20 protein-coding genes, 1 tRNA gene and 4 pseudogenes are annotated in these 23,222 nt (G+C 71.6%); 15 read left to right on the top strand and 10 right to left on the bottom strand.

Translation table 11 applies throughout. The annotated features are described in order from the left end of the window. Positions 1 to 10: 10 nt before the first annotated feature. Positions 11 to 1,155, bottom strand: a pseudogene (locus LRS04_RS20990) (bifunctional 2-C-methyl-D-erythritol 4-phosphate cytidylyltransferase/2-C-methyl-D-erythritol 2,4-cyclodiphosphate synthase). Positions 1,156 to 1,254: 99 nt separating this feature from the next. Between LRS04_RS20990 and dusB the strand changes: the two are divergent. From dusB to hflX, 8 genes and pseudogenes are all read left to right on the top strand, one after another. Beyond that, positions 1,255 to 2,263, top strand: a pseudogene (dusB, locus tag LRS04_RS20985) (tRNA dihydrouridine synthase DusB). After that, positions 2,260 to 3,379 (top strand): annotated as a pseudogene (locus LRS04_RS20980) (nitrogen regulation protein NR(II)). Before dusB ends, LRS04_RS20980 begins: the two co-directional pseudogenes overlap by 4 nt. Next, a complete protein-coding gene (gene ntrC / locus LRS04_RS20975) occupies positions 3,376 to 4,797 on the top strand; it encodes a nitrogen regulation protein NR(I) (RefSeq protein ID WP_257818037.1) in 1,422 nt (473 codons plus the stop codon). The pseudogene LRS04_RS20980 and the gene ntrC overlap by 4 nt, the downstream one beginning before the upstream one ends. Before the next feature lie 86 nt (positions 4,798 to 4,883). Continuing rightward, the gene (locus LRS04_RS20970; protein WP_257818035.1) at positions 4,884 to 7,094 is read left to right on the top strand and encodes a PAS domain-containing sensor histidine kinase; all 2,211 of its coding nucleotides are present in this window, start codon (positions 4,884 to 4,886) and stop codon (positions 7,092 to 7,094) included. A gap of 8 nt (positions 7,095 to 7,102) precedes the next feature. Beyond that, positions 7,103 to 8,494, top strand: a complete 1,392-nt coding sequence (locus LRS04_RS20965) for a sigma-54 dependent transcriptional regulator (protein ID WP_257818033.1) — start codon at positions 7,103 to 7,105, stop codon at positions 8,492 to 8,494. Positions 8,495 to 8,568: 74 nt separating this feature from the next. Continuing rightward, a complete protein-coding gene (locus LRS04_RS20960; RefSeq protein ID WP_257818030.1) occupies positions 8,569 to 9,432 on the top strand; it encodes a D-amino-acid transaminase in 864 nt (287 codons plus the stop codon). A gap of 102 nt (positions 9,433 to 9,534) precedes the next feature. Next, a complete protein-coding gene (gene hfq / locus LRS04_RS20955; protein WP_257818028.1) occupies positions 9,535 to 9,780 on the top strand; it encodes an RNA chaperone Hfq in 246 nt (81 codons plus the stop codon). Beyond that, complete coding sequence (hflX, locus tag LRS04_RS20950) at positions 9,777 to 11,096, top strand: GTPase HflX (RefSeq protein ID WP_257818026.1); 1,320 nt, start codon at positions 9,777 to 9,779, stop codon at positions 11,094 to 11,096. Before hfq ends, hflX begins: the two co-directional genes overlap by 4 nt. Here the strand turns inward: hflX and mazG are convergent. Beyond that, a complete protein-coding gene (gene mazG / locus LRS04_RS20945) occupies positions 11,093 to 11,905 on the bottom strand; it encodes a nucleoside triphosphate pyrophosphohydrolase (protein ID WP_257818024.1) in 813 nt (270 codons plus the stop codon). The genes hflX and mazG overlap by 4 nt on opposite strands. Before the next feature lie 81 nt (positions 11,906 to 11,986). Beyond that, on the bottom strand, positions 11,987 to 12,475 hold the full coding sequence (locus LRS04_RS20940) for a hypothetical protein (protein ID WP_257818022.1): 489 nt from the start codon (positions 12,473 to 12,475) through the stop codon (positions 11,987 to 11,989). Positions 12,476 to 12,666: 191 nt separating this feature from the next. Between LRS04_RS20940 and LRS04_RS20935 the strand changes: the two genes are divergently transcribed. Continuing rightward, positions 12,667 to 13,383: a hypothetical protein gene (locus tag LRS04_RS20935; protein ID WP_257818020.1), complete on the top strand. Its 717-nt coding sequence runs from the start codon at positions 12,667 to 12,669 to the stop codon at positions 13,381 to 13,383. A gap of 74 nt (positions 13,384 to 13,457) precedes the next feature. Here LRS04_RS20935 and LRS04_RS20930 read toward each other — a convergent pair whose 3' ends face one another. The 7 genes from LRS04_RS20930 to LRS04_RS20900 are packed head-to-tail and all read right to left on the bottom strand — an operon-like array spanning position 13,458 to position 18,296. Continuing rightward, positions 13,458 to 13,838, bottom strand: coding sequence for a putative quinol monooxygenase (locus LRS04_RS20930; protein WP_257818019.1), 381 nt, complete (start codon positions 13,836 to 13,838; stop codon positions 13,458 to 13,460). A 10-nt stretch (positions 13,839 to 13,848) separates the two neighbouring features. Further along, positions 13,849 to 14,466: a phosphoribosylglycinamide formyltransferase gene (locus tag LRS04_RS20925; RefSeq protein WP_257818017.1), complete on the bottom strand. Its 618-nt coding sequence runs from the start codon at positions 14,464 to 14,466 to the stop codon at positions 13,849 to 13,851. Further along, positions 14,466 to 15,290, bottom strand: coding sequence for an MBL fold metallo-hydrolase (locus LRS04_RS20920; RefSeq protein WP_257818015.1), 825 nt, complete (start codon positions 15,288 to 15,290; stop codon positions 14,466 to 14,468). The genes LRS04_RS20925 and LRS04_RS20920 overlap by 1 nt, the downstream gene beginning before the upstream one ends. Next, positions 15,287 to 16,063: a TatD family hydrolase gene (locus LRS04_RS20915; protein WP_257818013.1), complete on the bottom strand. Its 777-nt coding sequence runs from the start codon at positions 16,061 to 16,063 to the stop codon at positions 15,287 to 15,289. Before LRS04_RS20915 ends, LRS04_RS20920 begins: the two co-directional genes overlap by 4 nt. Positions 16,064 to 16,085: 22 nt before the next feature. Then, positions 16,086 to 17,084, bottom strand: a complete 999-nt coding sequence (locus LRS04_RS20910) for a DNA polymerase III subunit delta' (protein ID WP_257818011.1) — start codon at positions 17,082 to 17,084, stop codon at positions 16,086 to 16,088. Further along, on the bottom strand, positions 17,077 to 17,712 hold the full coding sequence (tmk, locus tag LRS04_RS20905; RefSeq protein WP_257818009.1) for a dTMP kinase: 636 nt from the start codon (positions 17,710 to 17,712) through the stop codon (positions 17,077 to 17,079). The genes LRS04_RS20910 and tmk overlap by 8 nt, the downstream gene beginning before the upstream one ends. 41 nt (positions 17,713 to 17,753) lie before the next feature. Continuing rightward, a complete protein-coding gene (locus LRS04_RS20900; protein WP_257818007.1) occupies positions 17,754 to 18,296 on the bottom strand; it encodes a septal ring lytic transglycosylase RlpA family protein in 543 nt (180 codons plus the stop codon). Positions 18,297 to 18,434: 138 nt separating this feature from the next. Here LRS04_RS20900 and LRS04_RS20895 point away from each other — a divergent pair, with 138 nt between their 5' ends. The 6 genes and pseudogenes from LRS04_RS20895 (at position 18,435) to LRS04_RS28360 (ending at position 23,220) form a co-directional block, all read left to right on the top strand. Beyond that, entirely contained in the window at positions 18,435 to 19,940 is a 1,506-nt protein-coding gene (locus tag LRS04_RS20895; protein ID WP_257818005.1) for a tetratricopeptide repeat protein, read from the top strand. A 63-nt stretch (positions 19,941 to 20,003) separates the two neighbouring features. Continuing rightward, positions 20,004 to 20,093: transfer RNA gene (locus tag LRS04_RS20890), tRNA-Ser, on the top strand. A 50-nt stretch (positions 20,094 to 20,143) separates the two neighbouring features. Then, entirely contained in the window at positions 20,144 to 21,514 is a 1,371-nt protein-coding gene (locus tag LRS04_RS20885) for a lipopolysaccharide biosynthesis protein (RefSeq protein ID WP_257818003.1), read from the top strand. Further along, positions 21,511 to 21,813, top strand: a pseudogene (locus LRS04_RS28370) (AMP-binding protein); the annotation flags it as partial. The gene LRS04_RS20885 and the pseudogene LRS04_RS28370, both read left to right, overlap by 4 nt. A 55-nt stretch (positions 21,814 to 21,868) precedes the next feature. Then, positions 21,869 to 22,531, top strand: coding sequence for an AMP-binding protein (locus LRS04_RS28365; RefSeq protein WP_374577274.1), 663 nt, complete (start codon positions 21,869 to 21,871; stop codon positions 22,529 to 22,531). Continuing rightward, a complete protein-coding gene (locus LRS04_RS28360; RefSeq protein WP_374577272.1) occupies positions 22,420 to 23,220 on the top strand; it encodes an AMP-binding protein in 801 nt (266 codons plus the stop codon). Before LRS04_RS28365 ends, LRS04_RS28360 begins: the two co-directional genes overlap by 112 nt. Positions 23,221 to 23,222 lie beyond the last annotated feature (2 nt).

Genomic DNA, 23,222 nt, shown 5'->3' with positions numbered 1-23,222 from the left:
GCCTGAGAGGCTAGAGCGGCGTCTCGACGGCCACCACGGCCTGGGCCATCAGGCCCTCCTCGCGGCCGGTGAAGCCCATGCCCTCGGTCGTGGTCGCCTTCACGCTGACCCGGTGGACGGGGATGTCCAGGAGTTCGGCGATGCGCTGGCGCATGGCGTTGCGGTGCGGGCCGATCTTCGGCCGCTCGCAGATCAGCGTCAGGTCGGCGTTGATGATCCGGCCGCCCTGGGCCTGGGCGAGCTTCACGGCGTGGACCAGGAACTGGTCGGAGGAGGCCCCCTTCCATCGGGGATCGGACGGCGGGAAGTGCTCGCCGATGTCGCCCGCGCCGATCGCGCCCAGGACGGCGTCGGTGAGCGCGTGGAGGCCGCAGTCGGCGTCGGAATGGCCCACGAGGCCGAGATCGTGCTCGATGCGGATGCCGCAGAGCCAGACCACGTCGCCGGGACCGAAGCGGTGGGCGTCGATGCCCTGGCCCATCCTCAGGATGCGGCGCGAGGACGCAAGCTGCTCCGCCATGAGGAAGTCCTCGGGGTAGGTCAGCTTCATCAGCATGGGGTCGCCGGGGATCATGGCGACACTGCCGCCGGCCCGCTCGACGACGGCGGCGTCGTCGGTGGGCTCCTCGCCGGTCGGCCAGCGGCGGTAGGCGGCTTTCAGCTTGGCGACCTTGAACGCCTGGGGCGTCTGGGCGCGCCAGAGACCCTCGCGGGAGACGGTCTCGTCGACCAGGCCGTCGCCGCGCTTAAGCGTGTCCGGGACGGGCAGGGCGGGCACCGCGCCGTCGGCCAGCTCCAGGGCGGCCAGCAGGCGGTCCACGTGCTCGCGGGTGACGAACGGCCGGGCGGCGTCGTGCACCAGCACCGGCTGATTGCGGCCGGCCGTGACGGCGGCCAGGCCCGCCTGGACGGAATCGGCGCGGGTCTTGCCGCCGGTGACGGCCTTCCAGCCCGTGAGGCCGCTCAGCGCCTCGTCCACCTGGGCCAGGCGGTCGCGGGCGACGACGACCACGACCTCGCGCGCGCGGCGGAGAGCAGGCCCTCCACCGACCAGCGGACGATCGGCCGGGAGCCGAGCATGCGCCAGGCTTTCGGTTCTCCCGGCCCGGCGCGCAAGCCCGCCCCCGCCGCCACGACAATCGCGGAAAAACTCATGCGCCCTCTTTAGGGGGCGGGGAAAACTTGTCCAGATTGGCGGGGCTTTACGGCGCCGCACAATGTGCCTAAAACTAAGGCGGTGGGGATGAGTAAAAAATGAGCAGCAGGCTCGAGATTGGCGGCGTGGAGGTTGCGGGCCGCGCCTGGATCGCGCCGATGACCGGCGTTTCCGACCTTCCGTTTCGCCGGGCGGCGAGCCGGCTGGGCGCGGCCTATGTCGCGACCGAGATGGTCGCCTGCGCGGAATTCTCGAAGGGCCGGCCGGACGTCGTCCGTCGCGCGGCGGTGGGCGAGGGCCTGCCGCTGATGGTCGTGCAGCTGGTCGGCCGCGATCCCGCCCACGTGGCCGAGGGCGCCAGGCTGGCGGTCGAGGCCGGGGCCGAGATCATCGACCTCAACTTCGGCTGCCCGGCGAAGGAGGTAACCGGTGTCCTCTCGGGCTCGGCCCTGATGCGCGAGCCGGACCTGGCCTGCCGGCTGGTCGAGGCGGCGGTGACCGCCGTCGACGTGCCGGTGACGGTGAAGATGCGCCTGGGCTGGGACGACAATTCCAAGAACGCGCCCGAGCTGGCCGCCCGGGCCGAGGCGATCGGCGCGGCGGCGGTGACCGTGCACGCCCGCACCCGCTGCCAGTTCTATAAGGGCCAGGCGAACTGGAACGACGTGGCGCCGGTGAAGGCCGCCGTCGGCATCCCGGTGATCGTCAACGGCGACATCGTCGACGGCGAGAGCGCCAAGGCGGCGCTGGCCGCGTCGGGCGCCGATGCGGTGATGGTCGGCCGCGGGGTCTATGGGAAGCCGTGGATCGCGGCCCAGATCGAGGCGTCGCTGGACGGCCGGCCCTTCGCCGAGCCCGAGGCGGAGGCGCGGCTGGCGATCGCCCTGGCGCATTTCCGCGACAGCCTGGACTTCTATGGCGAGCGCCTGGGCCTGCGGATCTTCCGCAAGCACCTGGCCGCCTACATCGAAAACGCCCCCCTGGCCCGCGTCCGCGCAGGCCCGGAGAGAAGCGAGGTCGGCGCTCTGCCGGCTGGAGGACGCCCGTGACGTGGAGGCGGGCCTTAGGGCCCTCTGGGGAACTCCGGATCACAGGTTGGCGGCATGACGGGGAAGACAAGAATAAGACCGGACGGACCGGACACCGACGCCTTGAAGGCCGCGGCCTTCGAGCTGTCGCCGGATCCCGCGATGGTGGTGGACGCCGACGGCGCGCTGGTCGCCGTCAACGAGGCGGCGCAGGCGCTGTTCGGCCAGGGGGCTGGGCCTGCTGGCCCGCGGGCGGTTCGGGGCGGCCCTGCCGCCCGGCTCGGCGCTCGTTTCGCTGCTGGAGCGGGCGATCGAGGAGGGCGCGCGGGTCCGCGAGCGGGGCGTGCAGATCAGCCTCTTCGGCCTGCCGCCGTTCGAGGCCGACGGCGCGGCCGCGCCGCTGGGCGACGGCTCGGTGCTGCTGACGCTGTCGGTGAAGACCGGCCTGGGCGCCGACCGCGGCGGCAACGAGGCCGCGGGCCTGCGCTCGATCGTCGGGCTCGGCCGGATGCTGGCCCACGAGATCAAGAACCCGCTGGCCGGCATCCGAGGCGCCGCCCAGCTCCTGAAGACCGGGGCCAAGGCCGAGGACGTGCCGCTGGCGCAACTCATCGTCGACGAGACCGACCGGGTCCGCCGTTTGGTGGAGCGGATGGAGGCCTTCTCCGACGACCACCTGCCGTCGCTGACGCCGCTGAACATCCACCAGATCCTCGACCGGGTGCGGGCGCTGGCCGCCAACGGCGTGGCCGACGGCCTGGTGCTGCGCGAGACCTACGACCCCTCGCTGCCGCCGGTGCTCGGCGACGAGGACCAGCTGATCCAGGTGTTCCTGAACCTCGTGAAGAACGCCGCGGAGGCCGCCCATGCGCGCGGCGACGGTCGCGGCGAGCTCTCGATCCACACCGCCTTCCGCCACGGCGTGCGCGTCCGGGCGATGAAGGGCCAGCCGGCGCGGGGCGCGCCGCTGGAGGTGCGGATCATCGACAACGGCCCGGGCGTGCCGGCGCACCTGCGCGAGCACCTCTTCCAGCCGTTCGTCACCTCCAAGGCCAATGGCGCGGGCCTGGGCCTCGCCCTGGTCGCCAAGCTGGTCGCCGGCCATGGCGGCCTCATCGATTTCGAGTCCGAGCCCGGGCGCACGGTGTTCCGGGTCCTGCTTCCCATCGCCACCGAAGAGGACGTCACGGGATGAACGCGGCCGCGAAGAAGATCCTGATCGCCGACGACGATTCCTCGATCCGGCTGGTCCTCTCCCAGGCGTTCACGCGCCTGGGCTATCAGGTCCGGGCCACCGGCAACGCCACGACGCTCCTGAAGTGGGTCTCCGACGGGGAGGGCGACCTCGTGGTGACCGACGTGGTCATGCCCGACGAGAACGTCTTCGACGTCCTGCCGCGCATCAAGAAGGAACGGCCGAAGCTGCCGGTCATCGTGATGAGCGCCCAGAACAACCTAATCACCGCGGTGAACGCGGCCGAGGTGGGGGCCTTCGACTATGTGCCGAAGCCCTTCGACCTGGACGACATGACGTCGGCGGCCCGCCGGGCGCTGGCGCGGCCGGCCGACGCCGACGCCGCCAAGGCCCAGGCCCGGGCGGTGCGCGACGACCGCCTGCCGCTGATCGGCCGCTCAGGGCCCATGCAGGACGTCTACCGGACGATCGCCCGCCTGGTCGGCGCCGACCTGACGGTGCTGATCCTCGGCGAGAGCGGCACCGGCAAGGAGCTGGTCGCCCGCGCCCTGCACGACATGGGCCGCCGTCGCGACGGCAAGTTCGTGGTCATCAACCTGGCCGCCGTGCCCCGTGAGCGTGTCGAGACCGAGCTGTTCGGCAAGGAGGACGGCGACTTCGGCAAGCTGGTCGAGGCCGACGGCGGCACGCTGTTCCTCGACGAGATCGGCGACATGCCGCTGGACGCCCAGACGCGGCTTCTGCGGGTGATCGACGGCTCCGAACCGGCGCTCAATCCGAAGACCGGCCGGCGGCCGAACGTGCGGATCATCGCGGCGACCAACCGCGACCTGCGCGCCCTGATCCAGCAGGGCCTGTTCCGCGAGGACCTTTATTTCCGCCTGAACGTCGCGCCGGTGCGCCTGCCGCCGCTCAGGGACCGGGCCGACGACATCCCGGATCTCGCGCGGGCCTTCCTGCTCCGCGCCAACCGCGAGGGGCTGCCGGCCAAGACCATCGACGCGGGCGCGCTCGAGCGGCTGAAGCTGCACGCCTGGCCCGGCAATGTGCGGGAACTGGAGAACCTGGTCCGCCGGATCTGCGCCCTCTACGCCGAGGACCTGATCACCGCCCGCATCGTCGAGCGCGAACTCGCCGACCAGCAGCCGGTCGTGGAGGGCCAGGAAGGCCCGGCGACCCTGGCCCAGCTCGTGGAACGCAAGCTCGCCACCTATTTCGCCGACCAGCCGGACGGCCTGCCGCCGGCGGGCCTGTACGACCGGGTGCTCGAGGAGGTGGAGCGGCCGCTGATCCAGCTGACGCTCGCCGCCACGCGGGGCAACCAGGTGCGGGCGGCGGAGGTGCTGGGCCTCAACCGGAACACGCTCCGCAAGAAGATCCAGGATCTCGGCGTGGAGATGAGCCGCGGCCGGCGCTAGCGGGTCCGCGGCAGCTCTGCCGCAAATCCGCAACATCGCTGTTGAGTTTGGAGCACAGTGCCGTACCCTTCGGGGCGATGGCGTTGTTGGCCGATCACATCCGCGAAAGTGAAACGGCTGCCCGGCTCTGGCGGGCGCTGAACTCCCGGGGGGTGCTGGGGGCGGGCTACGGCCTGGCCGCGGCGCTCACGGGCATCGCCATCCTGCTCGCGGCGTCGCCGCCCGAGACGGGGCCGCTGGGGCCCGCCAGCCAGCTGATCCTCACGGTTCTGAGCCTCAACCTCGTCCTGATCCTGGCGATCACGGCGGTCGTCGCCCTGCGGTTCGTGACCCTGCTGGAGGCGCGCGACACCGATCCGGGCGCGCGTCTGCACCTGCGATTCGCCACGCTCTTCGCGCTGGCGGCCGTCGCGCCGGCGGTGGTCGTGGCCCTGTTCTACGGCGTGCTGGTCAACCGCGGCGTCGACAACTGGCTGGGCGAGCGGGTGCAGACGGTCGTGGAGAACTCCGCGACGGTGGCCCGCTCCTATGTCGAGGACCAGAAGCGCTACATCGGCGACCACGTGAGCCTGATGGGCGCGGACCTGAACCGGGCCGCGCCCGGCCTGCGGGAGAGCCCGGTGGCGTTCAGCCACTACCTGGCCGAGCAGGCGGCCTACCACGCCTTCCCGGCGGCCTATCTGATCGACCGCGAGGGCCGGGTGCTGGCGCGGGCCGAGACGGCCGACGCGCCGCCGTTCGTGATCCCGCCGGAATCGAGCTTCCGCGCCGCCGACGAGGGCGACATCTCGGTGCCGGCCTTCGACTCGCCGGACCTGATGCGGGCGATCTACCGGCTGACCGCCTATTCCGACGCCTATCTCTACATCGCCCACCCGGTGGAGAAGGGGATCATCAACCACCTGCTGGAGGCCGAGGCCTCGCTGGTCTCCTATCGCGAGGCGGCTCAGAACCGGCAGCGCATCCAGGCGATCTTCGCGCTCTCCTACGCCGAGACGGCGCTGCTGGTGATGGTCGGGGCCGTGTGGCTGGGCCTGGGCGCCGCCAACGCGATCTCGGGACCGGTGGGCCGGCTGGTGCAGGCGGCGGGCAAGGTCGCGAGCGGCGACCTCAGCGCCCGAGTGGACGCCGATGACGACGCCGAGGAGATCGCGGTTTTGTCCCGTGCGTTCAATAGTATGACGCACGATCTTCAGGCGCAGCAGGAGGCGTTGCGCCACGCCGGGCTGGAGGCTGAGCGCCGCCGGCAGTTCATCGAGACCGTGCTCGCCGAGGTGAGCGCCGGGGTCATCGGCCTCGACGCCGAGGGCCGTATCTCGGCGGCCAACCGGCAGGCGGCCCTGCTGCTCGACCTGCCCGGCGACCACGGCCGGGGGCGGAAGCTGAAGGAGGTGGCGCCCGAGATCGCCGCGGTCGTCGAGACCGCCGGACGCGGCGGCGCCGAGGAGGAGGTGGACGTGATCCGGGGCCGGGAGACGCACCGGCTGCGGGTCCGGGCCAGCCACAGCGACGACGGGCCGGTGCTGACCTTCGACGACATCACCCGGCTGGTCACCGCCCAGCGGAACGCCGCCTGGCGGGACGTGGCGCGGCGCATCGCGCATGAGATCAAGAACCCGCTGACGCCGATCCAGCTTTCCGCCGAGCGGCTGCGGAAGAAGTACCGCAAGGACATCGCCGAGGCGGAGCTGGAGACCTTCGACCGCTGCACCGACACAATCGTGCGCCAAGTGGGCGATATCGGCCGGATGGTGGACGAGTTCTCAGCCTTCGCCCGGATGCCGGCCCCGAAGTTCGCGGACGCCGACGCCGCCGAGCTGATCCGCGCCGCGGTGTTCGCCCAGCGGGTGGCGAGCCCGGACCTGAGGGTGGAGCTCGAGGATCCGGCGTCGGAGGTTGTGGTGGTGGCCGACGGCCGGATGCTCGCCCAGGCGCTGACCAATGTGCTGAAGAACGCCGCCGAGGCGGTGAGCGCCCGCAAGGCGCGCTCCCCGAAGATCAAGGGGAAGATCCGGGCGCGGCTGATCGCCGACGACGCCGGGGTGGCGTTCGAGGTGGAGGACAACGGGATCGGCCTGCCGGCCATGGATCGCGACCGGCTGACCGAGCCCTATGTGACGACGCGCGAGAAGGGGACGGGTCTCGGCCTCGCGATCGTGAAGCGGATACTGGAAGACCACGGCGGCGAGCTGGAGCTCACCGACGCGCGGAGCGGGCAGGGGGCGTTGGCCATCCTGCGCCTGCCGGCCGGCGCGCGGGTGAAGCCCAGGCCCGCGGCCGCGGCCGTGACGGCGTGAGGTGAGGAATGGCGTCTGACGTTCTTGTGGTCGACGACGAGGCGGACATCCGCGACCTGGTGGCCGGAATCCTGACGGACGAAGGCTATGCGGTGCGGACGGCCAACGATTCCGAGTCGGCGCTCGCCGCATTCCGGGCCCGCAAGCCGTCGCTGCTGATCCTCGACATCTGGATGTCGGGCGGCGGCATGGACGGGCTGGAGCTGCTCGACATGGTCAAGAAGCTCGATGCGGACCTGCCCGTGGTGATGATCTCGGGCCACGGCAACATCGAGACCGCGGTCAGCGCCATCAAGCGGGGGGCCTACGACTTCCTCGAGAAGCCGTTCAAGTCGGACCGCCTGCTGCTGGTCATCGAACGGGCGCTGGAGGCCGCGAACCTCCGCCGCGAGAACCGACGCCTGCGGGCCCAGGCGATCACGCCCGAGGGGCTGATGGGCCGCTCGGTGGCCGCCCAGCAGCTCCGGCAGATGATCTCCAAGCTGGCGCCGGCCAACAGCCGCGTGCTGATCTCCGGCCCGCCGGGCTCGGGCAAGGAGACCGTCGCCCGGCTGATCCACTCCGCCAGCCCGCGGGCCAAGAACGAGTTCGTGGCGATCAGCGCCGCCGGCATGACGCCGGAGCGGATGGACGTGGAGCTGTTCGGCGAGGAGGGCGAGGGCGGCCGCACGGCGAAGGTCGGCGTGTTCGAGCGCGCGCATTCCGGAACCCTCTACCTCGACGAGGTGGCGGACATGCCGCGCGAGACCCAGAGCCGGATCCTGCGCGTGCTGGTGGAGCAGCGCTTCCGCCGGGTGGGCGGCGATTCCGACGTCCAGGTGGACGTGCGCGTGGTCTCGTCGACCTCCCGCGACCTGCGCGAGGAGATCGCCGCGGGCCGGTTCCGCGAGGACCTGTTCCACCGGCTGAACGTGGTGCCGGTGAACGTGCCGGGCCTGACCGAACGGCGCGAGGACATCCCCGAGCTCGTCGAGTACTTCATCGAACGGATCTGCGACGCCACCGGGATGCCCCGGCGCAAGCTGGCCGACGACGCCCTGGCCACCCTCCAGGTGCGCGCCTGGCCGGGGAACCTGCGCCAGCTGCGCAACAATGTGGAGCGGATGCTGATCCTGGCCTCGGGCTCGCCGTCCGAGCCGATCACCGCCGACATGCTGCCGGCCGAGGCGACGGTCAACGAGCACCCGAGCTCGATCGGCGCCGAGCGGATCATCGCGCTCCCGCTCCGGGAGGCCCGCGAGGTGTTCGAGCGCGAGTACCTGAACGCCCAGATGCTCCGCTTCTCGGGCAATATCTCGCGCACCGCGGCGTTCATCGGCATGGAGCGCTCGGCGCTCCACCGGAAGCTCAAGTCGCTCGGCCTGTCGGGCGGCCGTCAGCTCGAGGACGAGGCGGTCTAGGATGGGCCTGCTTCGCCAAGGCTTCGCAGCCCTCATCGCCGATCCTTCGAAGCTCACGACGGGAGCGGAGTAGGATGGGACGGATCGCTTATGTGAACGGCCGGTTCGTGCCGCATGGCGAAGCCTGCGTGCACATCGAGGACCGGGGCTACCAGTTGGGCGACGGGGTCTATGAGGTCTGGGCGCTGTTCGACGGCAAGCTGGCCGACGCCGAGGGGCATTTCGCGCGGCTGGAGCGGAGCCTCTCGGAGCTCTCGATCCGCATGCCGATGAGCCGGGCGGCCCTGACCATCGTGCTGCGCGAGGCGGTCCGGCGGAACAAGGTGCGGGAGGGGCTGCTCTATCTGCAGGTCACCCGCGGGGTGGCGCGCCGCGACCACGCCTTCCCGAACCCGGAGGTGAAGCCGGCGGTCGTGATCACCGTCAACGGGCTGGACCGGGCGGCGGTGGAGGCCCGCGCCGCCAAGGGGATCGGCGTGGTCACCACGCCCGAGAACCGCTGGGGCCGCTGCGACATCAAGACGGTGGGCCTGCTGCCCAATGCGCTCGCCAAGCAGAAGGCCCGCGAGGCCGGGGCCAGCGAGGCCTGGTTTGTTGACGAACTGGGCTTCGTCACCGAGGGCGCGTCGTCCAACGCCTGGATCGTCGGCCAGGACGGGCGGCTGAGGACGCGCGACACCAACGCCAACATCCTGCGTGGCGTCACCCGCCACACCCTGCTCGACGTGATCCGCGAGGATGGGCTGGAGGTGGACGAGCGGCCGTTCACGCCTGAGGAGGCGGTGCAGGCGCGGGAGGCCTTCATCACCGGCGCGGGCAGCCTGGTCCTGCCGGTGATCGCCGTGGACGGACGCCCCGTCGGCGATGGGGCGGTCGGACCAGTGGCGAGCCGGCTTCGGCGTCTCTATATCGAGCGGGCCAGGGCCACGGCGATCTGACGATCGCCTTCTGGATTGCGGCTGTCGCAAATTCAGGCCAGCGTGACTTTGCGTGTGTGGGCGGCGCTTGGCCGTCCGATCAAAAAAAGAGGCGGAAAGCCAATGAGCGACAAGAAGCAGAACCTGCAGGACACCTTCCTCAACAGCGTGCGCAAGTCCAAGACGCCGCTGACCATCTTCCTGGTGAACGGTGTCAAGCTTCAGGGCGTGGTGAGCTGGTTCGACAACTTCTGCGTCCTGCTCCGGCGCGACGGGCAGTCCCAGCTCGTCTACAAGCACGCGATCTCCACCATCATGCCGGCGCAGCCTGTGCAGCTCTATGAGCCGGCCGAAGACGAGACAGATTGAGTTCCTCCAAATCCGTTGACCGCCAGGCGCCCGTCCAGGGCGCCGTCGTCATCCACCCCGATCGTGAGGGCCGCGGCTCCGCGCGGGACGCCGAAGCGCGTCTCGAGGAGGCCGTGGGCCTGGCGCTCGCCCTCGATCTCGAGATCCGCGAGACGGCCATCGCGCCCTTGCGCAAGCTCACGCCCGCCACCCTGTTCGGCTCCGGCAAGGTGGCCGAGCTCGGCATCCTGATGGAGGCCGTCGAGGCCGACGTGGCCGTCGTTGACGACAGCCTGACGCCGGTCCAGCAGCGGAACCTGGAGAAGGCCTGGAAGGTGAAGGTCATCGACCGCACCGGCCTGATCCTGGAGATCTTCGCCCGCCGCGCCCGGACCCGCGAGGGCCGGCTGCAGGTCGAGCTGGCGCGGCTGACCTACGAGCGCTCGCGCCTCGTCAGGACCTGGACCCACCTGGAGCGCCAGCGCGGCGGCTTCGGCGTCATGGGCGGCCCCGGCGAGACCCAGATCGAGACCGACCGGCGGCTGCTGGCCGAGAAGATCGGCAAGCTGAAGCGCGAGCTGGCCGAGGTGCGCCGCACGCGGACCCTGCAGCGGTCCGGCCGCAAGCGCGTGCCGTACCCGACGGTGGCCCTGGTCGGCTACACCAACGCCGGCAAGTCGACCCTCTTCAACCGCCTGACCCAGGCGGAGGTCGTCGCCGAGGACATGCTGTTCGCCACCCTCGACCCGACCATCCGGATGCTGAGGTTGCCCGACGGGCGGCCAGCGATCCTGTCCGACACGGTGGGCTTCATCTCCGACCTGCCGCACGAACTGGTGGAGGCGTTCCGCGCCACGCTGGAGGAGGTGCAGGAGGCCGACGTGGTGCTGCATGTCCGCGACATCGCCAGCGCGGAGAGCGACGCCCAGGCGCAGGACGTGCGCAAGGTGCTGGAACGGCTGGGCGTCGACATGGACGAGCGGCGGATCCTGGAGGTCTGGAACAAGGTCGACCTGCTGGATGCTGACGGACAGGCGGCCGTGGCCGGCGACGCCAAGCGGGCGCATCCGCCGGCCGTGCTGGTCTCGGCGGCGACCGGCGAGGGCTGCGACGCCCTGCTGCGGCAGGTGGCGGCCCTGGTCGACGAGGCGCCGCCGGTGGACGTCTATGCGCCGGCCGGCGAGGGGGCGGCGATCGCCTGGCTCTACCGCCACGGCCGGGTGATCGAGCGCAACGAGGGCAAGGACGGCAGCGTCCGCCTGGCGGTCAGCCTGACGCCGCAGGCGCTCGGCCAGTTCGAGCAGCTCTTCCCGTCAGCGGAGATCCGGCCGCACTAGACGCGCTCGGCGGCCTTGGCCTCGTCCCAGAGCGCGTCCATCTCGGGCAGGTCGGACTGTGCGGGCGTCCGGCCGCGCTCGGCGAGGCGGCGCTCGATGTGGCGGAAACGGCGGACGAACTTGGCGTTCGTCCCACGCAACGCATCCTCCGGGTCCACGTCCAGGGTGCGGGCGAGGTTGGCGACCACGAACAGAACGTCGCCCATCTCATCACGGGCCTTCTCCAGGTCGCCGGCGGCGATCTCGGCCTTCAGCTCGCGAACCTCCTCGTCGAGCTTGTCGATCACCTCTTTCACCGAGGGCCAGACGAAGCCGACGCCGGCCGCCCGCTTGGAGAGCTTCACGGCGCGGGTGAGGGCAGGGAGGCCGACCGGGACGTCGTCGAGCAGGCTCTCCCGGCGGACCTTCTTCTCGCGTTCCTCGGCCTTGAGCTGCTCCCAGCCGGCCTTCTGGTGCTCCAGGCTCTCGTAGCTCTCCTCGGCGAAGACGTGGGGGTGGCGGCGGACCATCTTGTCGTTGATGGCGGCGGCCACATCCTCAAAAGCGAAGGCGCCCTTCTCCTCGGCCATGCGCGAATGGAAGACCACCTGCAGCAGGAGGTCGCCCAGCTCCTCCTTCAGGTCCGAGAGGTCATTGCGCTCGATGGCGTCGGCGACCTCGTAGGCCTCCTCGACGGTGTAGGGCGCGATGGTGGCGAAGGTCTGCTCGAGGTCCCAGGGGCAGCCGCTCTCGGGATCGCGCAGCCTCGCCATGATGGCCAGGAGCCGGTCGAGGGGCCGCAGGTCGGCGGAGGGGGCAGGCGCAGGCATCTCGAGAATCCGGGCGCATATGGAAACGGCGCGCGGCGATGAGACCGCGCGCCGTCGTCTGGCGCAAGCTGGACCGACCGTCTAGCGGCGGGCGAGCGCCTGGCCCTGGCTCAGCTTCCGGGCGAAGCGCTCGAAGGCATATTCGGTGTCGCTCCAGACCCAGTTGGCCCAGGTCCAGCGGATGTCGGTCTCGTACCAGTCGTAGGCGACCGGGGTAACCACGCCGTCGGCGGCGGTGACCTGGCCCTCGATGCGGGCGCCGCCGACGCCGAAGCTCTCCATGGAGAGCCCCGGGGTGTCGCCGAGCTGCTTGAAGGTCGGGCGATTGGGGACGACGTCCACGAGGACGAGGTCGATCCGGGCGTCCTGATAGGCGCCGGTGCGGCCGAGCTCGCGTTCCACGTCCTTGCGCAATTCCTCCTGCAGGCGGGTCACGTCGCGCATGCCGTAGACCTTCTCGGACTTCTCCTGAAGCTCCGGGGCGAGGGTGACGCTGACGCTGGCCGGGGCGGCGAGGGCGGCCGTGCCGCTGAGCGCGACGGCGAAGGCGGCAAAGGCGAGGGACCGCATCGGAAGCTCCCAGGAAAGGCGACTACAGTAAGAACTAAACATAGGAAGCCCGCGGTGTCACGCAACGTCTTCGTGAGCCCGACGCCGAAAAACACTTAGGGATTCCCCGGGGGTCTCCATAGGGGCGACAACCGATGCCGGGGCTTAGGCAGGGCGGGAATAGTCCGGAACTCACCGGGAGACATCGAGGCATGCAACATGGCGCGCCCGCGATCCCGCCGGCTGCAGCGGCCGGCGGCGCGGAACTGAGCGGCCGCGAGGCGCGGATCGAACGCTGGCGGGAAGTGGCGACGGCCGTCTGCCTGGCCGCGGCGGGCCTGCTGACCTCCTGGGCCAGCTACCAGGGCGCGCTGTGGGCGGGGCACCAACTGATCGAGTACGGCGAGGCCGACGCCGTGCGGGTCGAGGCGGCCAACATGGCCCAGCGCGCCGCGTCGCTGCAGGGTGTGGAGGTCGGGCTGATCAACGCCTGGGTGATCGCCAAGGAGCGTGGCGACCAGGACATGGCGGACTTCTACGCGCGACGGATGCCCGATCATCTGAGACCCGCGTTCCGCGAGTGGATGGCGCAGAACCCGACGGAGAACGCCAGCGCCGCGGAAAGCCCGTTCCAGTTCGCGTCCTACAGGTCGCCGGGCATGGAGGCCGCGGCGGAGCTGAAGACCCGGGCCGACCGGATCTTCAAGGAGGGCACCGAGGCCAAGTACACCTCGGACGCCTACCACCGGGCCGGCGTGATCCTGGCCATGGCCATGTTCTTCGCCGGCATCAGCCAGGTGTTCCACCGCCGGAACCCGCGGATCGGCCTGACCGTCGTCGCCGTGCTGATCCTGCTGGTGGGGGCGCAGCAGACCCTGACGCTGCCGATGATCTCGCTGGCGGAGCTGATGAGCGGCGGGGGACACTGAGGGCGACGATGGCCGCCCGCGAGGCCTGATCCCTTCTTCGCCTAAGGAAGATTATCGGAAATCAGATATGGGCGTCAGGCGGGCAAGCCGACGCCGCCCACCGGCTCGGTCTCGAAGCGCTCTCCGAAGCCGGCGATGATCGGACGGGCCTTCGCAATCGCCTGCTGCACGGCTGGCAGCTTCAACGAGGCCTGGTGGCTGGCCTGGCTGTCCCAGACCTCGGTGATCCAGATGGCGTCGGCGTTGGTCGGATCGTGCGCCACCACGTAGCTCAGGCAGCCCGGCATCGATCCTGTCCCGGCCAGCAGCGCGCCGATCAGCTCATCACGCTTGCCGGGCTTCGCGAGCATCTTGCCGATCAGGCCGTACATCCCGGTCTTCTCCTGGGCCGCGGCGCCGCCGGCCGCGGCCATGGCGGCGGCTCCGGCGACAAATCCCCGACGTGCGATGTCCATGGCGGCCAACCTAGCCGTTAACGGATGCGTCCGGCAGAGCGAGCTCGCCGCTGGCGATCCGGCGCAGCGTGGCCACGAAGAATTCGGGTTCCACTCCCGTCACGCGGGCCTCCAGAGTCTCGGCCGTGTCGCCCGGCTCCACAGGCACGCTGCGGCGCGCGATCACCGGCCCGCGGTCGTACTCCTCGTCCACCAGGTGGATGCAGACGCCGCTCTCGGGTGCCTTCGCCGCAATCACCGCCTCATGGACGCGCCGGCCATACATGCCGTGGCCGCCGAACGCCGGCAGCGGGCCCGGGTGGATGTTCAGGATCCGCCCGCGGTAGCGCCGCAGCGTCGCCGGGCCGAGCTTGCGCAGGTAACCGGACATGACGATCAGATCGACGCCGTGGGCCGCCATCTCCTCGGCCAGGCGCGCGTCCGCCGCGTCGGGATCGGCCTGGGTCGGGATCGCCAGCGCCGGAAGGCCCAGGTTCGCCGCCCAGTCGAGGGCCGGAGCCTTGCGGTTGTTGCTGACCAGCAGGCTGGCGTCGGCGGCCAACTCCCCTCCCCGGATCGCGTTAACGATTCCCCGGGCGCTGGAGCCATTGTTCGACGCGAGGAAACCCAGCTTGAGGCGTTGATCCATCACAGGAATTCCGCTCCGAGCTCATGTTCGAAGCGCATCCCGTCGTAGGCCGGCTCGCAGCCTGCCGGCAGCTCGCGCCGCAGGGTCTCGTAGTCGAGGTCGATGTGCAGGTTGGTGAGGATCGCGCGGCGCGGCCTGGCGCGGGCGATCCATTCCAACGTGCGTTCCAGGTGGGCGTGGGTGGGATGCGGCCGGTAGCGCAGCGCGTCCACGATCCAGACGTCCAGATCGGCCAGCGCCTCGAAGGCCGCATCGTCCAGGCCGACCACGTCCGAGGAATAGGCCACGCCGCCGAACCGGTAGCCCACCGAACGGATCTCGCCGTGGTCCTGGTCGAAGGTGACGATCGGGATGGCGCCGGAGGGGCCGTCCACGCGCCAGGTCTCGCCGTGCGCCGGAATGGCGCGGGCGTCGCAGATCGCGGGATAACCCCCCTGCCCCTCGAAGACGTAGCCGAAGCGGCGGAAGGCGCTCTCGGTCGTGTGGGCGTCCATCCAGACCGGCAGCCGCGCCCGCTGGCGCAGGAAGAAGGCCCGCACGTCGTCCAGGCCGTGCATCTGGTCGGCGTGGTCGTGCGTCAGGAGGACCGCGTCCATGCGCTTCGCGCCGGCCATGGCGGTCTGGATGCGCAGGTCGGGGGAGGTGTCGACGATGACGGTCGTCTCGTTCACCGGCCCGTCCCCCTTCCGGCGGACCAGCAGCGAGCAGCGGGAGCGCAGGTTCTTGGGGTTCGCGGGGTCGCAGGCGCCCCATTCGCCGTCGGCGCGCGGCACGCCGCCGGAGGAGCCGGAGCCCAGGATGGTGAACTCCAGCGTCGCCGTCACGGCCGGGGAATCCGGTCGAAGAGGGCGAAGAAGGCGTCCTCGGTGCGGTGCTCGGCGTCCTTCAGGTCCCAGCCGCGGATCTCGGCGAGCTTGGCCAGCACATGCGGCAGCATGGCGGGCTCGTTGCGCCGGCCGCGGTAGGGCACGGGGGCCAGGTAGGGGCAGTCCGTCTCGACGATGATGCGGTCGGCCGGCATCTCGCGGATCACCTCGCGCACGTCCTCGGCGGCCTTGAAGGTGGCGATGCCGGAGACCGAGAACCAGGCCCCAAGCGCCGTGCATCGCCGGGCGAGCTCCGCGCCCGAGGTGTAGCAGTGCATCAGCAGGCGGAACGGGCCCTGGGCGTATTCCTCCTCGAGGATGTCGCCCATCACCTGGTCGGCCTCGCGGGTGTGGACGACGAGCGGCAGGCCGGTCTCGCGGGCGGCCGCCACGTGGGCGCGGAACACCTTGGCCTGCACATCGCGCGGGCTGAGGTCGTAATGGAAATCGAGGCCGCACTCGCCGATCCCGACCACGCGCCGATCCTGCGCCAGACGGATCAGGGTCTCGGCGGAGAGGTCCGGGTCTTCCTTCGCCTCGTGCGGATGGGTGCCGACCGTGCACCAGATGTCCGGGTGCTGGGCCACGTGGCGCACCTTGTCGAAGTTCGACACCCGGTCGGAGATGTTCACCATCAGGCGCACGCCCGCGGCGAGCGCGCGGCTGATCACCGCTTCGCGGTCCTCGTCGAATTGCGGGGCGTGCAGGTTGACGTGGCTGTCGATCAGCATGGGTGGTCTTGGGTCTCGCCGCTCAGGCCTGCGCGGCCTGACGGAGCTCGCGGAGCGCCGTGAACAGCGCATCCGTGCGGTCGAGGTTGAGGGCCTCGACCTCCCGCGGCAGGCGGGTCAGCGTCTCCCACGCCTGCGCCCAGCGATCAAGCGGGCCGATCCCGTCGCGGGCGCGGTCCAGGCTCATGGTGTGGACCCGGTCGGCGAGGCGTTCGAGCAGGAGGTTGAAATTGGCCTGCCCCTCCCCGCCCCGGAACCGGTCGGCGAGGGACAGCGCCAGGGCCTCGTCCACCCGCGGCAGGTCCGAAAGAAGGTGGCGGGCGGCGTCGTCCATGGTCAGCGCCTCGGAGGCGGCGAGCTGCAAAGCCTTGCCCGGCGCGCCGCCGGCCATGCGGGAGAGCCTGAGCGCCTCCTCGTCGTTCACGTCCGCGTGCCGCTGCACGAAGGCGGCGGCGCCCTCCAGGCCGAACGGCTGGAAGGCCAGGCGCCGGCAGCGCGAGCGGATGGTGGGCAGGAGTCGTCCGGGGGAATGCGAGATCATCAGCAGGATGCCGCGGGGCGGCGGCTCCTCCAGGGTCTTCAGCAGGGCATTGGCGGCGTTGACGTTGAGGTCGTCGGCGGCGTCGACGATGGCCACCCGGTGCGGGGCGCTGGCCGGCGACTTCGAGAAGAACTCGGCGAGCTTCCGGACATCGTCGACCGGGATCACCTTGCGCGGCTTGCCGTCCGGCCCCTCGCGCTCCAGCACCAGGATGTCGGGGTGCGCGCGGGCGATCACCTGGCGGCTGACCGGGTGCTCGGGATCGGCGCCCATGAGGCCGTGGCGCGGATCGTGCGGCGCGCCCAGCAGGCGGCGGGCGGCGCGGTAGGCGAAGGTGGCCTTGCCGACGCCCTCGGGGCCGGTCAGCAGCCAGGCGTGGTGCAGGCGGCCGCGGGCGCGGGCGGCCTCGAACGCCTCCTCGGCGGCGCCCTGCCCTTCGAGGTCGAACACCTCGCGGGGATGGGCGACGTCCTCAGGCATGGACGGCCAGGCGGTCGGCGACCGCCGCCCAGACCTCCGCCTCGACCTGGTCGAGCGTGCCGCGCGCGTCGACGATGGCGCAGCGGTCGGGCTCGGCCCGGGCGATGGCCAGGAAGCCGTCGCGGAGCCGTTCGTGGAAGGCCATGCCCTTGGATTCGAAGCGCATCTCGGACCCGGCGCGGGCGTGGGCGCGCTCCAGGCCGACTTCGGTGGGCAGGTCGAAGATCAGGGTGAGATCGGGCCGCGTGCCCTCAAGGATGTGGGTCTCCAGCGCCGAGATCAGCTCCGGCGCGGTCCCTCCGGCGGCCCCCTGGTAGGCGCGGGTCGAGTCGGCGAAGCGGTCGCAGACCACCCAGGCGCCGCGCTCCAGCGCCGGCCGGATCACGCGCTCGATGTGGTCGCGGCGGGCGGCGTACATGAGGAGCGTCTCGGTCACCGGGCTCCAGCGGTCGGCGGACCCCTTGAGGACCAGTTCGCGGATGCTCTCGGCGCCCGCAGAGCCCCCCGGCTCGCGTGTGGCCACGACCTCGCGCCCATGGCCCTCAAGCCGCGCAACCAGGCGCTTGAGCTGGGTGGATTTCCCCGCCCCCTCGCCGCCTTCGAAAGTGATGAAACGTCCGCGTGTCACGCGGCCCAAATTGGCCGCTTCGCGCCGGAAGTCCAGCGGGGCTAGTCGATGTTGACCTGGATCGTGGCGGTGCGGATGCCGGCCTCGCCCACGTAGCGGACGCGTACCCGGGCCAGGCCCTTGCCCTCGAAGCCGAGGCGTTTCGCCGCTTCCTGGCTGAGGTCGATGATCCGGCCGTCGACGAACGGGCCGCGGTCGTTCACGCGCACCTTGATGCGCTTGCCGTTGTCGAGGTTGGTCACCTCGACGATCGACGGCAGCGGCAGGGTCTTGTGGGCCGCCGTGATCGCGTTCTTGTCGAACCGCTCGCCGTTGGAGGTGGGCTTGCCCTGGTGGTGGCCGCCGTACCAGGAGGCGACGCCGGTCTCGTCGTAGTCCGGCTGCTCGCGCGGGACGTACCACTTGCCGTTGATCTGATAGGGCTTCCAGGTGCCGCCGCGCTTGGCGGTGGCCGGGGGTTTCGCCGGCGGACGGCTCGCCCCGTTGTCGGCATAGGGCGAATAGCGCGGGCCGCCCGCACAGGCCACGAGCGAAGCGGCGGCGGCCATGAGGGCGCCGGTGCGCAGAAGTCCCGAAAAGTCCATGGCGACGCCCCCAGACGCGGCTCGCCCCCCGATGGGGCCATGGTTAAAGCTGCCTTAGGAAACTTGCCCTGTGGTTAAGCGCCACGGCGGTTGGAGACCTCGGGCGGCCGTTGCTATGGCTGCGGCATGACGAGCGCCTTGCAGGACGAATTCGCCGCCGCCCTGCGCGAGCGGGACGCGGGGCGGCTGGAGCCGGCGCGGGCCCGGCTGGAAGCCCTGCTGGCGCGTGCGCCGGACGACGTGCGGGTGCTGGGCGCGCTGGGCGGCGTGCTGCTGCGGCTGGAGCGCGCCGCGGACGCCCTGCCCGTCTTCGACCGGGTGCTGGCGCTGAAGCCCGGGCTCGCTGTCGCCCACGCCGACCGCGGCCAGGCGCTGACCGGCGTCGGCCGGGCGGAGGAGGCGCTGGCGGCGACGGCCGCGGCGCGGCGGATCGGCGGGACCGCACTGGCCTATGCCTGGCGGGCGGAGGCGGCCGCGCTCGCGGCCCTCGACCGGACCGACGAGGCGGTCGCCGCGCGTCGCGCGGCCGCCGCGCTCGCCAGCGGGGACGCCCAGGCCGACGACCTCGGCGGCGCCGCACAGTATCTGATGGACGCCGGGCGGCCGGACGAGGGCCTCGCCGCCTATGAGGCAGCCCTGGCCGCCCATCCCGGCTCGCACGGCCTGCGCTATCGCGCCGGGGTCGCGCGGCTGGCGCTGGGCGACTTCGCCGGCGGCTGGAAGGACTATGCCTCGCGCTGGATGACGCCCGGCTACCGCAACATCGCGACCAATCCGCTGCTGACCGCCCATTTCGTGGACCGGATGACCCTGCTGCCGACGCGCGAGGAGCTTGCCGGGCGCCGGGTGCTGGTGGTGGCCGAACAGGGCGTCGGCGACGAGCTGATGTTCGCGAGCCTGCTCCCGGAACTGGTGGAGGTCGCCGCCCAGGTCACCTGCGTTCTCGACCGCCGGCTGCAGGCCCTGGTCGCCCATTCGGTCCCCGGCGCCCGGATCATCGCCGGCCAGGGGCCGGATCTGGTCAATACCGAGGACTTCGACCTCTTCGTCCCCCTGGGCGGACTTGCGGCCGCGTTCCGCCCGACCCGCGACGCCTTTCCGGGCCGGCCCTTCCTCAGGCCGCGCGACCCTGTGCGCGAGCGTTGGCGGGACCGGCTCGGACCCCCGGACGGCCGGCTGCGGGTGGGGATCTCGTGGCGGGGCGGCATGCCCCATACCCGCAGGGCGGCGCGATCGCTGACCCTGCCCGACCTGGCCCCGATCCTCGACCAGCCGGGCTGCGCGTTCGTCAGCCTGCAGTATGGGAACGTCGCCGCTGAGCTGGCCGCGTTCAACGCCGGGCGCGAGCGGCCGATCGCGGCCTTTCCACGCGCCGACATCGACGACTTCGAGGACCTGGCGGCGCTGGTGCTCGAGCTCGACCTGGTCGTCACCGTCCAGACGGCGCTCGCCCACGTGACCGGCGCGGTCGGCCAGCGGGGCCTGGTGATGGTGCCGAAGCCCGCGGCGTGGCGCTACGGCCAGTCCGGGCCGCGGATGCCGTGGTACGGGTCGCTGGAGCTGTTCCGCCAGCCCGCGCCCGGCGCCTGGGAGCCGGTGATCGCCGAGGTCGCCGCCGCCGTGCACGCCGCCGTTGGGGGCTAGCCGGCGGCCAATCATCGCGCTTGGCTCCCCGCGCCGGGCGTGGCATCGAGCGCCGACCCTCAGGGACAGGTGGCCGAGTGGTTTAAGGCAGCGGTCTTGAAAACCGCCGTAGGTGCGAGCCTACCGTGGGTTCGAATCCCACCCTGTCCGCCATCGCTCGAACCAGTGGCGTCCGCGCCGGATTCCCCGCACCCTCCACGCGCATGACCTCCGACGCCGCCCCGGACATCCACGGCCCCGCCGCGCTGCGCCGCGTGGTGGTGAACGCCGGCAAGCTGCTGGGCGGGCGCTCGGTGAACGCGGTGCTGAGCCTGGCCTATCTGGCGATCGCCGCCCGGGCGCTTGGGGTCACGGCGTTCGGCGTGCTGGTGCTGATCCACGCCTTCGCCCAGTTCCTCGGCGACGTGGTCAAGTTCCAGTCCTGGCAGACCCTGATCCACTATGGCGCGGGGCCGCTGCACCAGGGCGAGAAGGCCCGCTTCCAGCAGGTGCTGCGCTTCACCCTGCTGCTGGACGTGGGCAGCGGGATCGTCGGCCTCGCCATCGGGATCGCCGGCGCCTTCCTGTTCTCCGGCAAGCTCGGCTGGACCCCCGACCAGGCGCCGGCGGCGGCGGGCTATGTGCTGTCGGTGGCCTTCATGGTCTCGGCGACGCCGCTCGGCCTGCTGCGGCTGTTCGACCGGTTCGACGTGCTGGCGGGCCAGGCGGCGCTGGTCTCCATCGTCCGGCTGGCGGGCTCGGCCATCGCCTGGGCGATCGGCGCGCCGCTGGAGGGCTACCTGCTGGCCTGGGCGGTCGGGACCGCCGTGGGCTTCGCCCTGCTCGTCTGGGCTTCGGTGTCGGAGCTGGGCAAGCGCGGCCTGCTGGCCGGCTTCTCCATGCGCGGTCCCCTCGCCGACGGCCTGCCCGGGGTCTGGAAGTTCGCCTGGTCGACCAATCTCAACACCACCCTCGACGTGGCCTTCACCCATATCGTGACCCTGGCCGTCGGCGCCCTCGTGGGCCCGGCCCAGGCCGGGTTCTGGCGGATGGGCCGCCAGGTGGCGGACGCCATCGCCAAGCCCGCCAAGCTGCTGACGCCCGCCCTCTATCCCGAGCTCGCCCGCCTGCGGGTGGCGCAGGGCGAGGCGCAGATGGCGAAGCTCGCGCTGCAGGTCGGCCTGATGACCGGCGGCTTCAGCGCGGTGATCGTCACCATCGCCGCCTTCGCCGGCAAGCCGCTGCTGACCCTCGTCATGGGACCGGCCTTCGCGCCGGCCGCCGAGCTGATGACCTGGCAGGTGGCGGCCGCCGCCATCGGCATCTTCGCCCTTCCCCTAGAACCCATGCTTGTGTCACAGGGGCGGCCCGGCGCAGCCCTGCGCGTCCGCCTCGTGGTCAGCCTGGCGTTCCTCGCCTCGCTCGCCCTGCTGATCGACCAGTGGGGCGCGCGGGGTGCGGCCATCGGCCTCGTGGCGGCGGCGGCGGCCATGGCGCTGGGTAACCTGGGGATGCTGCTCAGGCGTCCGCGGGGCGCCCTGAGCCAAGAAGCCGCTTGCGGGGACTCAGTCCCCGGCGCGAAAGACGAACCGTGACACCGACGACCACCGATCCCGACCGCGAGCTTCGCCTCGGCTTCTCGACCTTGATCGAGGCCCTGGAGTTCGCCGGCACGCGCGCCACCGGCGTGAACCTCTACGATCAGCGCGGCCGGCTCGCCCTGGCGCTGCCCTATTCGACCCTCGTCGAGGAGGCGCAGGTCCTGGCGCGCCGGCTGCTGGCGTCCGGACTGGAACGCGGCGAGCGCGTGGGCCTGGTGGCCGACACCGACGCCGACTTCGTGCGCCTGTTCTTCGCCTGCCAGTACGCGGGCCTGATCCCCGCGCCCCTGCCCCCTGCCCGCGCCGCTCGCCGGCCGCCAGGCCTGGATCGAGCAGATCGCCCGGCTGATGGGCTCGGCCGGCGCGAAGGCCCTGTTCGGGCCCGAGACCCTGCTGCCCTGGCTGACGGAGGCCGCCGAAGCCGCCGGGATGCGCGCGCCGGTCGGCATCGACGCCCTTCCCGCGGCCGACGACCGGCCGCTGCCGACCATCGCGCCGGACGACGCCTGCTACGTCCAGTTCTCCTCGGGCAGCACGCGGACGCCGACCGGCGTGCTCGTCACCCACAAGGCGCTGATGGCCAATGCGCTGGCGATCACCCGCGACGGGCTGAAGGTCCGCCCGCAAGACCGCGCCGTCTCCTGGCTGCCGCTCTACCACGACATGGGCCTGATCGGCTTCCTGCTGAGCCCGCTGGCCAGCCAGATGACGGTCGACCTGCTGCCCACGGCCGCCTTCGTGCGCCGGCCGCTGATCTGGCTCGACCTGATCACCAAGAACGGCGGGACGATCAGCTACAGCCCGACCTTCGGCTACGAGCTCTGCGCCCGGCGCGCCGACACGGCCGACATCTCCCCTACGATCTCTCCGGCTGGCGCGTCGCCGGCAGCGGCGGCGACATGGTCCGTCCGGGCCCGCTGCGCGCCTTCGCCGAGCGGTTCGCCGAGGTGGGATTCAGGGCCAGCGCCTTCGTGGCGAGCTACGGCATGGCCGAGGCGACGCTCGCGCTGACCATGGCCCCGCTGGGCGAGGGCGTGGGCGCCGCGACGGTGGACGTGGAGCGGATGGAGAACGAGGGCGTCGTCGTCCCCGCCGCCGGCAAGCGGGCCCGCGAGTTCGTGAGCTGCGGTCCCGTCCTGCCGAACCACGAGCTGGAAGTGCGCGGACCGACCGGCGAGCGGCTGCCCGAGCGCCGCGTGGGCCGGGTCTTCGTGCGCGGACCGAGCATCATGACCGGCTACCTGAACCAGCCGGAGGCGACGGCCGCCGTGCTGGACGCCGACGGCTGGCTCGACACCGGCGACCTGGGCTTCCTGGAGAACGGCGCCTTCACGCCGACCGGCCGGGCCAAGGACCTGATCCTGCTGAATGGCCGCAACATCTGGCCGCAGGACCTGGAATGGACCGCCGAGGCTGAGGTCGAACGCCTGCGCAGCGGCGACGTGGCCGCCTTCGCCGTGGAGACCGACGGCGACGACGAGATCGTGGTGCTGGTCCAGGCGCGGTCCAGCGACCCGGACGTGCGCCAGGCCCTGACCGAGGACGTGGCCGCCGTTCTGCGCCAGCGCCATGCCGTGGAGACCCGGGTGGAGCTGGTGGGTGCGCACGCCCTGCCCCAGACCTCATCGGGCAAGCTCAGCCGCTCGAAGGCCCGCACACTCTACCTCGCCGGCGCCTTCAAGACCGTCGAGCCCGCCTGAGG

Origin of the sequence: Phenylobacterium sp. J367, from assembly GCF_024699985.1 — a bacterium.
Taxonomy (GTDB): domain Bacteria; phylum Pseudomonadota; class Alphaproteobacteria; order Caulobacterales; family Caulobacteraceae; genus Phenylobacterium.
The sequence above is the reverse complement of the archived record's forward strand: the minus strand, read 5'-3'. Positions and strand labels throughout refer to the sequence as shown.

What these genes read in the sequence shown, in the direction of transcription:
- ntrC (WP_257818037.1), top strand. Translation starts at nt 3,376, where the DNA reads ATGAACGCGGCCGCGAAGAAGATCCTGATCGCCGACGACGATTCCTCG.
- LRS04_RS20965 (WP_257818033.1), top strand. Translation starts at nt 7,103, where the DNA reads ATGGCGTCTGACGTTCTTGTGGTCGACGACGAGGCGGACATCCGCGAC.
- LRS04_RS20960 (WP_257818030.1), top strand. Translation starts at nt 8,569, where the DNA reads ATGGGACGGATCGCTTATGTGAACGGCCGGTTCGTGCCGCATGGCGAA.
- hfq (WP_257818028.1), top strand. Translation starts at nt 9,535, where the DNA reads ATGAGCGACAAGAAGCAGAACCTGCAGGACACCTTCCTCAACAGCGTG.
- mazG (WP_257818024.1), bottom strand. Translation starts at nt 11,905, where the DNA reads ATGCCTGCGCCTGCCCCCTCCGCCGACCTGCGGCCCCTCGACCGGCTC.
- LRS04_RS20940 (WP_257818022.1), bottom strand. Translation starts at nt 12,475, where the DNA reads ATGCGGTCCCTCGCCTTTGCCGCCTTCGCCGTCGCGCTCAGCGGCACG.
- LRS04_RS20935 (WP_257818020.1), top strand. Translation starts at nt 12,667, where the DNA reads ATGCAACATGGCGCGCCCGCGATCCCGCCGGCTGCAGCGGCCGGCGGC.
- LRS04_RS20930 (WP_257818019.1), bottom strand. Translation starts at nt 13,838, where the DNA reads ATGGACATCGCACGTCGGGGATTTGTCGCCGGAGCCGCCGCCATGGCC.
- LRS04_RS20925 (WP_257818017.1), bottom strand. Translation starts at nt 14,466, where the DNA reads ATGGATCAACGCCTCAAGCTGGGTTTCCTCGCGTCGAACAATGGCTCC.
- LRS04_RS20915 (WP_257818013.1), bottom strand. Translation starts at nt 16,063, where the DNA reads ATGCTGATCGACAGCCACGTCAACCTGCACGCCCCGCAATTCGACGAG.
- LRS04_RS20910 (WP_257818011.1), bottom strand. Translation starts at nt 17,084, where the DNA reads ATGCCTGAGGACGTCGCCCATCCCCGCGAGGTGTTCGACCTCGAAGGG.
- LRS04_RS20900 (WP_257818007.1), bottom strand. Translation starts at nt 18,296, where the DNA reads ATGGACTTTTCGGGACTTCTGCGCACCGGCGCCCTCATGGCCGCCGCC.
- LRS04_RS20885 (WP_257818003.1), top strand. Translation starts at nt 20,144, where the DNA reads ATGACCTCCGACGCCGCCCCGGACATCCACGGCCCCGCCGCGCTGCGC.
- LRS04_RS28365 (WP_374577274.1), top strand. Translation starts at nt 21,869, where the DNA reads ATGGGCTCGGCCGGCGCGAAGGCCCTGTTCGGGCCCGAGACCCTGCTG.
- LRS04_RS28360 (WP_374577272.1), top strand. Translation starts at nt 22,420, where the DNA reads ATGGTCCGTCCGGGCCCGCTGCGCGCCTTCGCCGAGCGGTTCGCCGAG.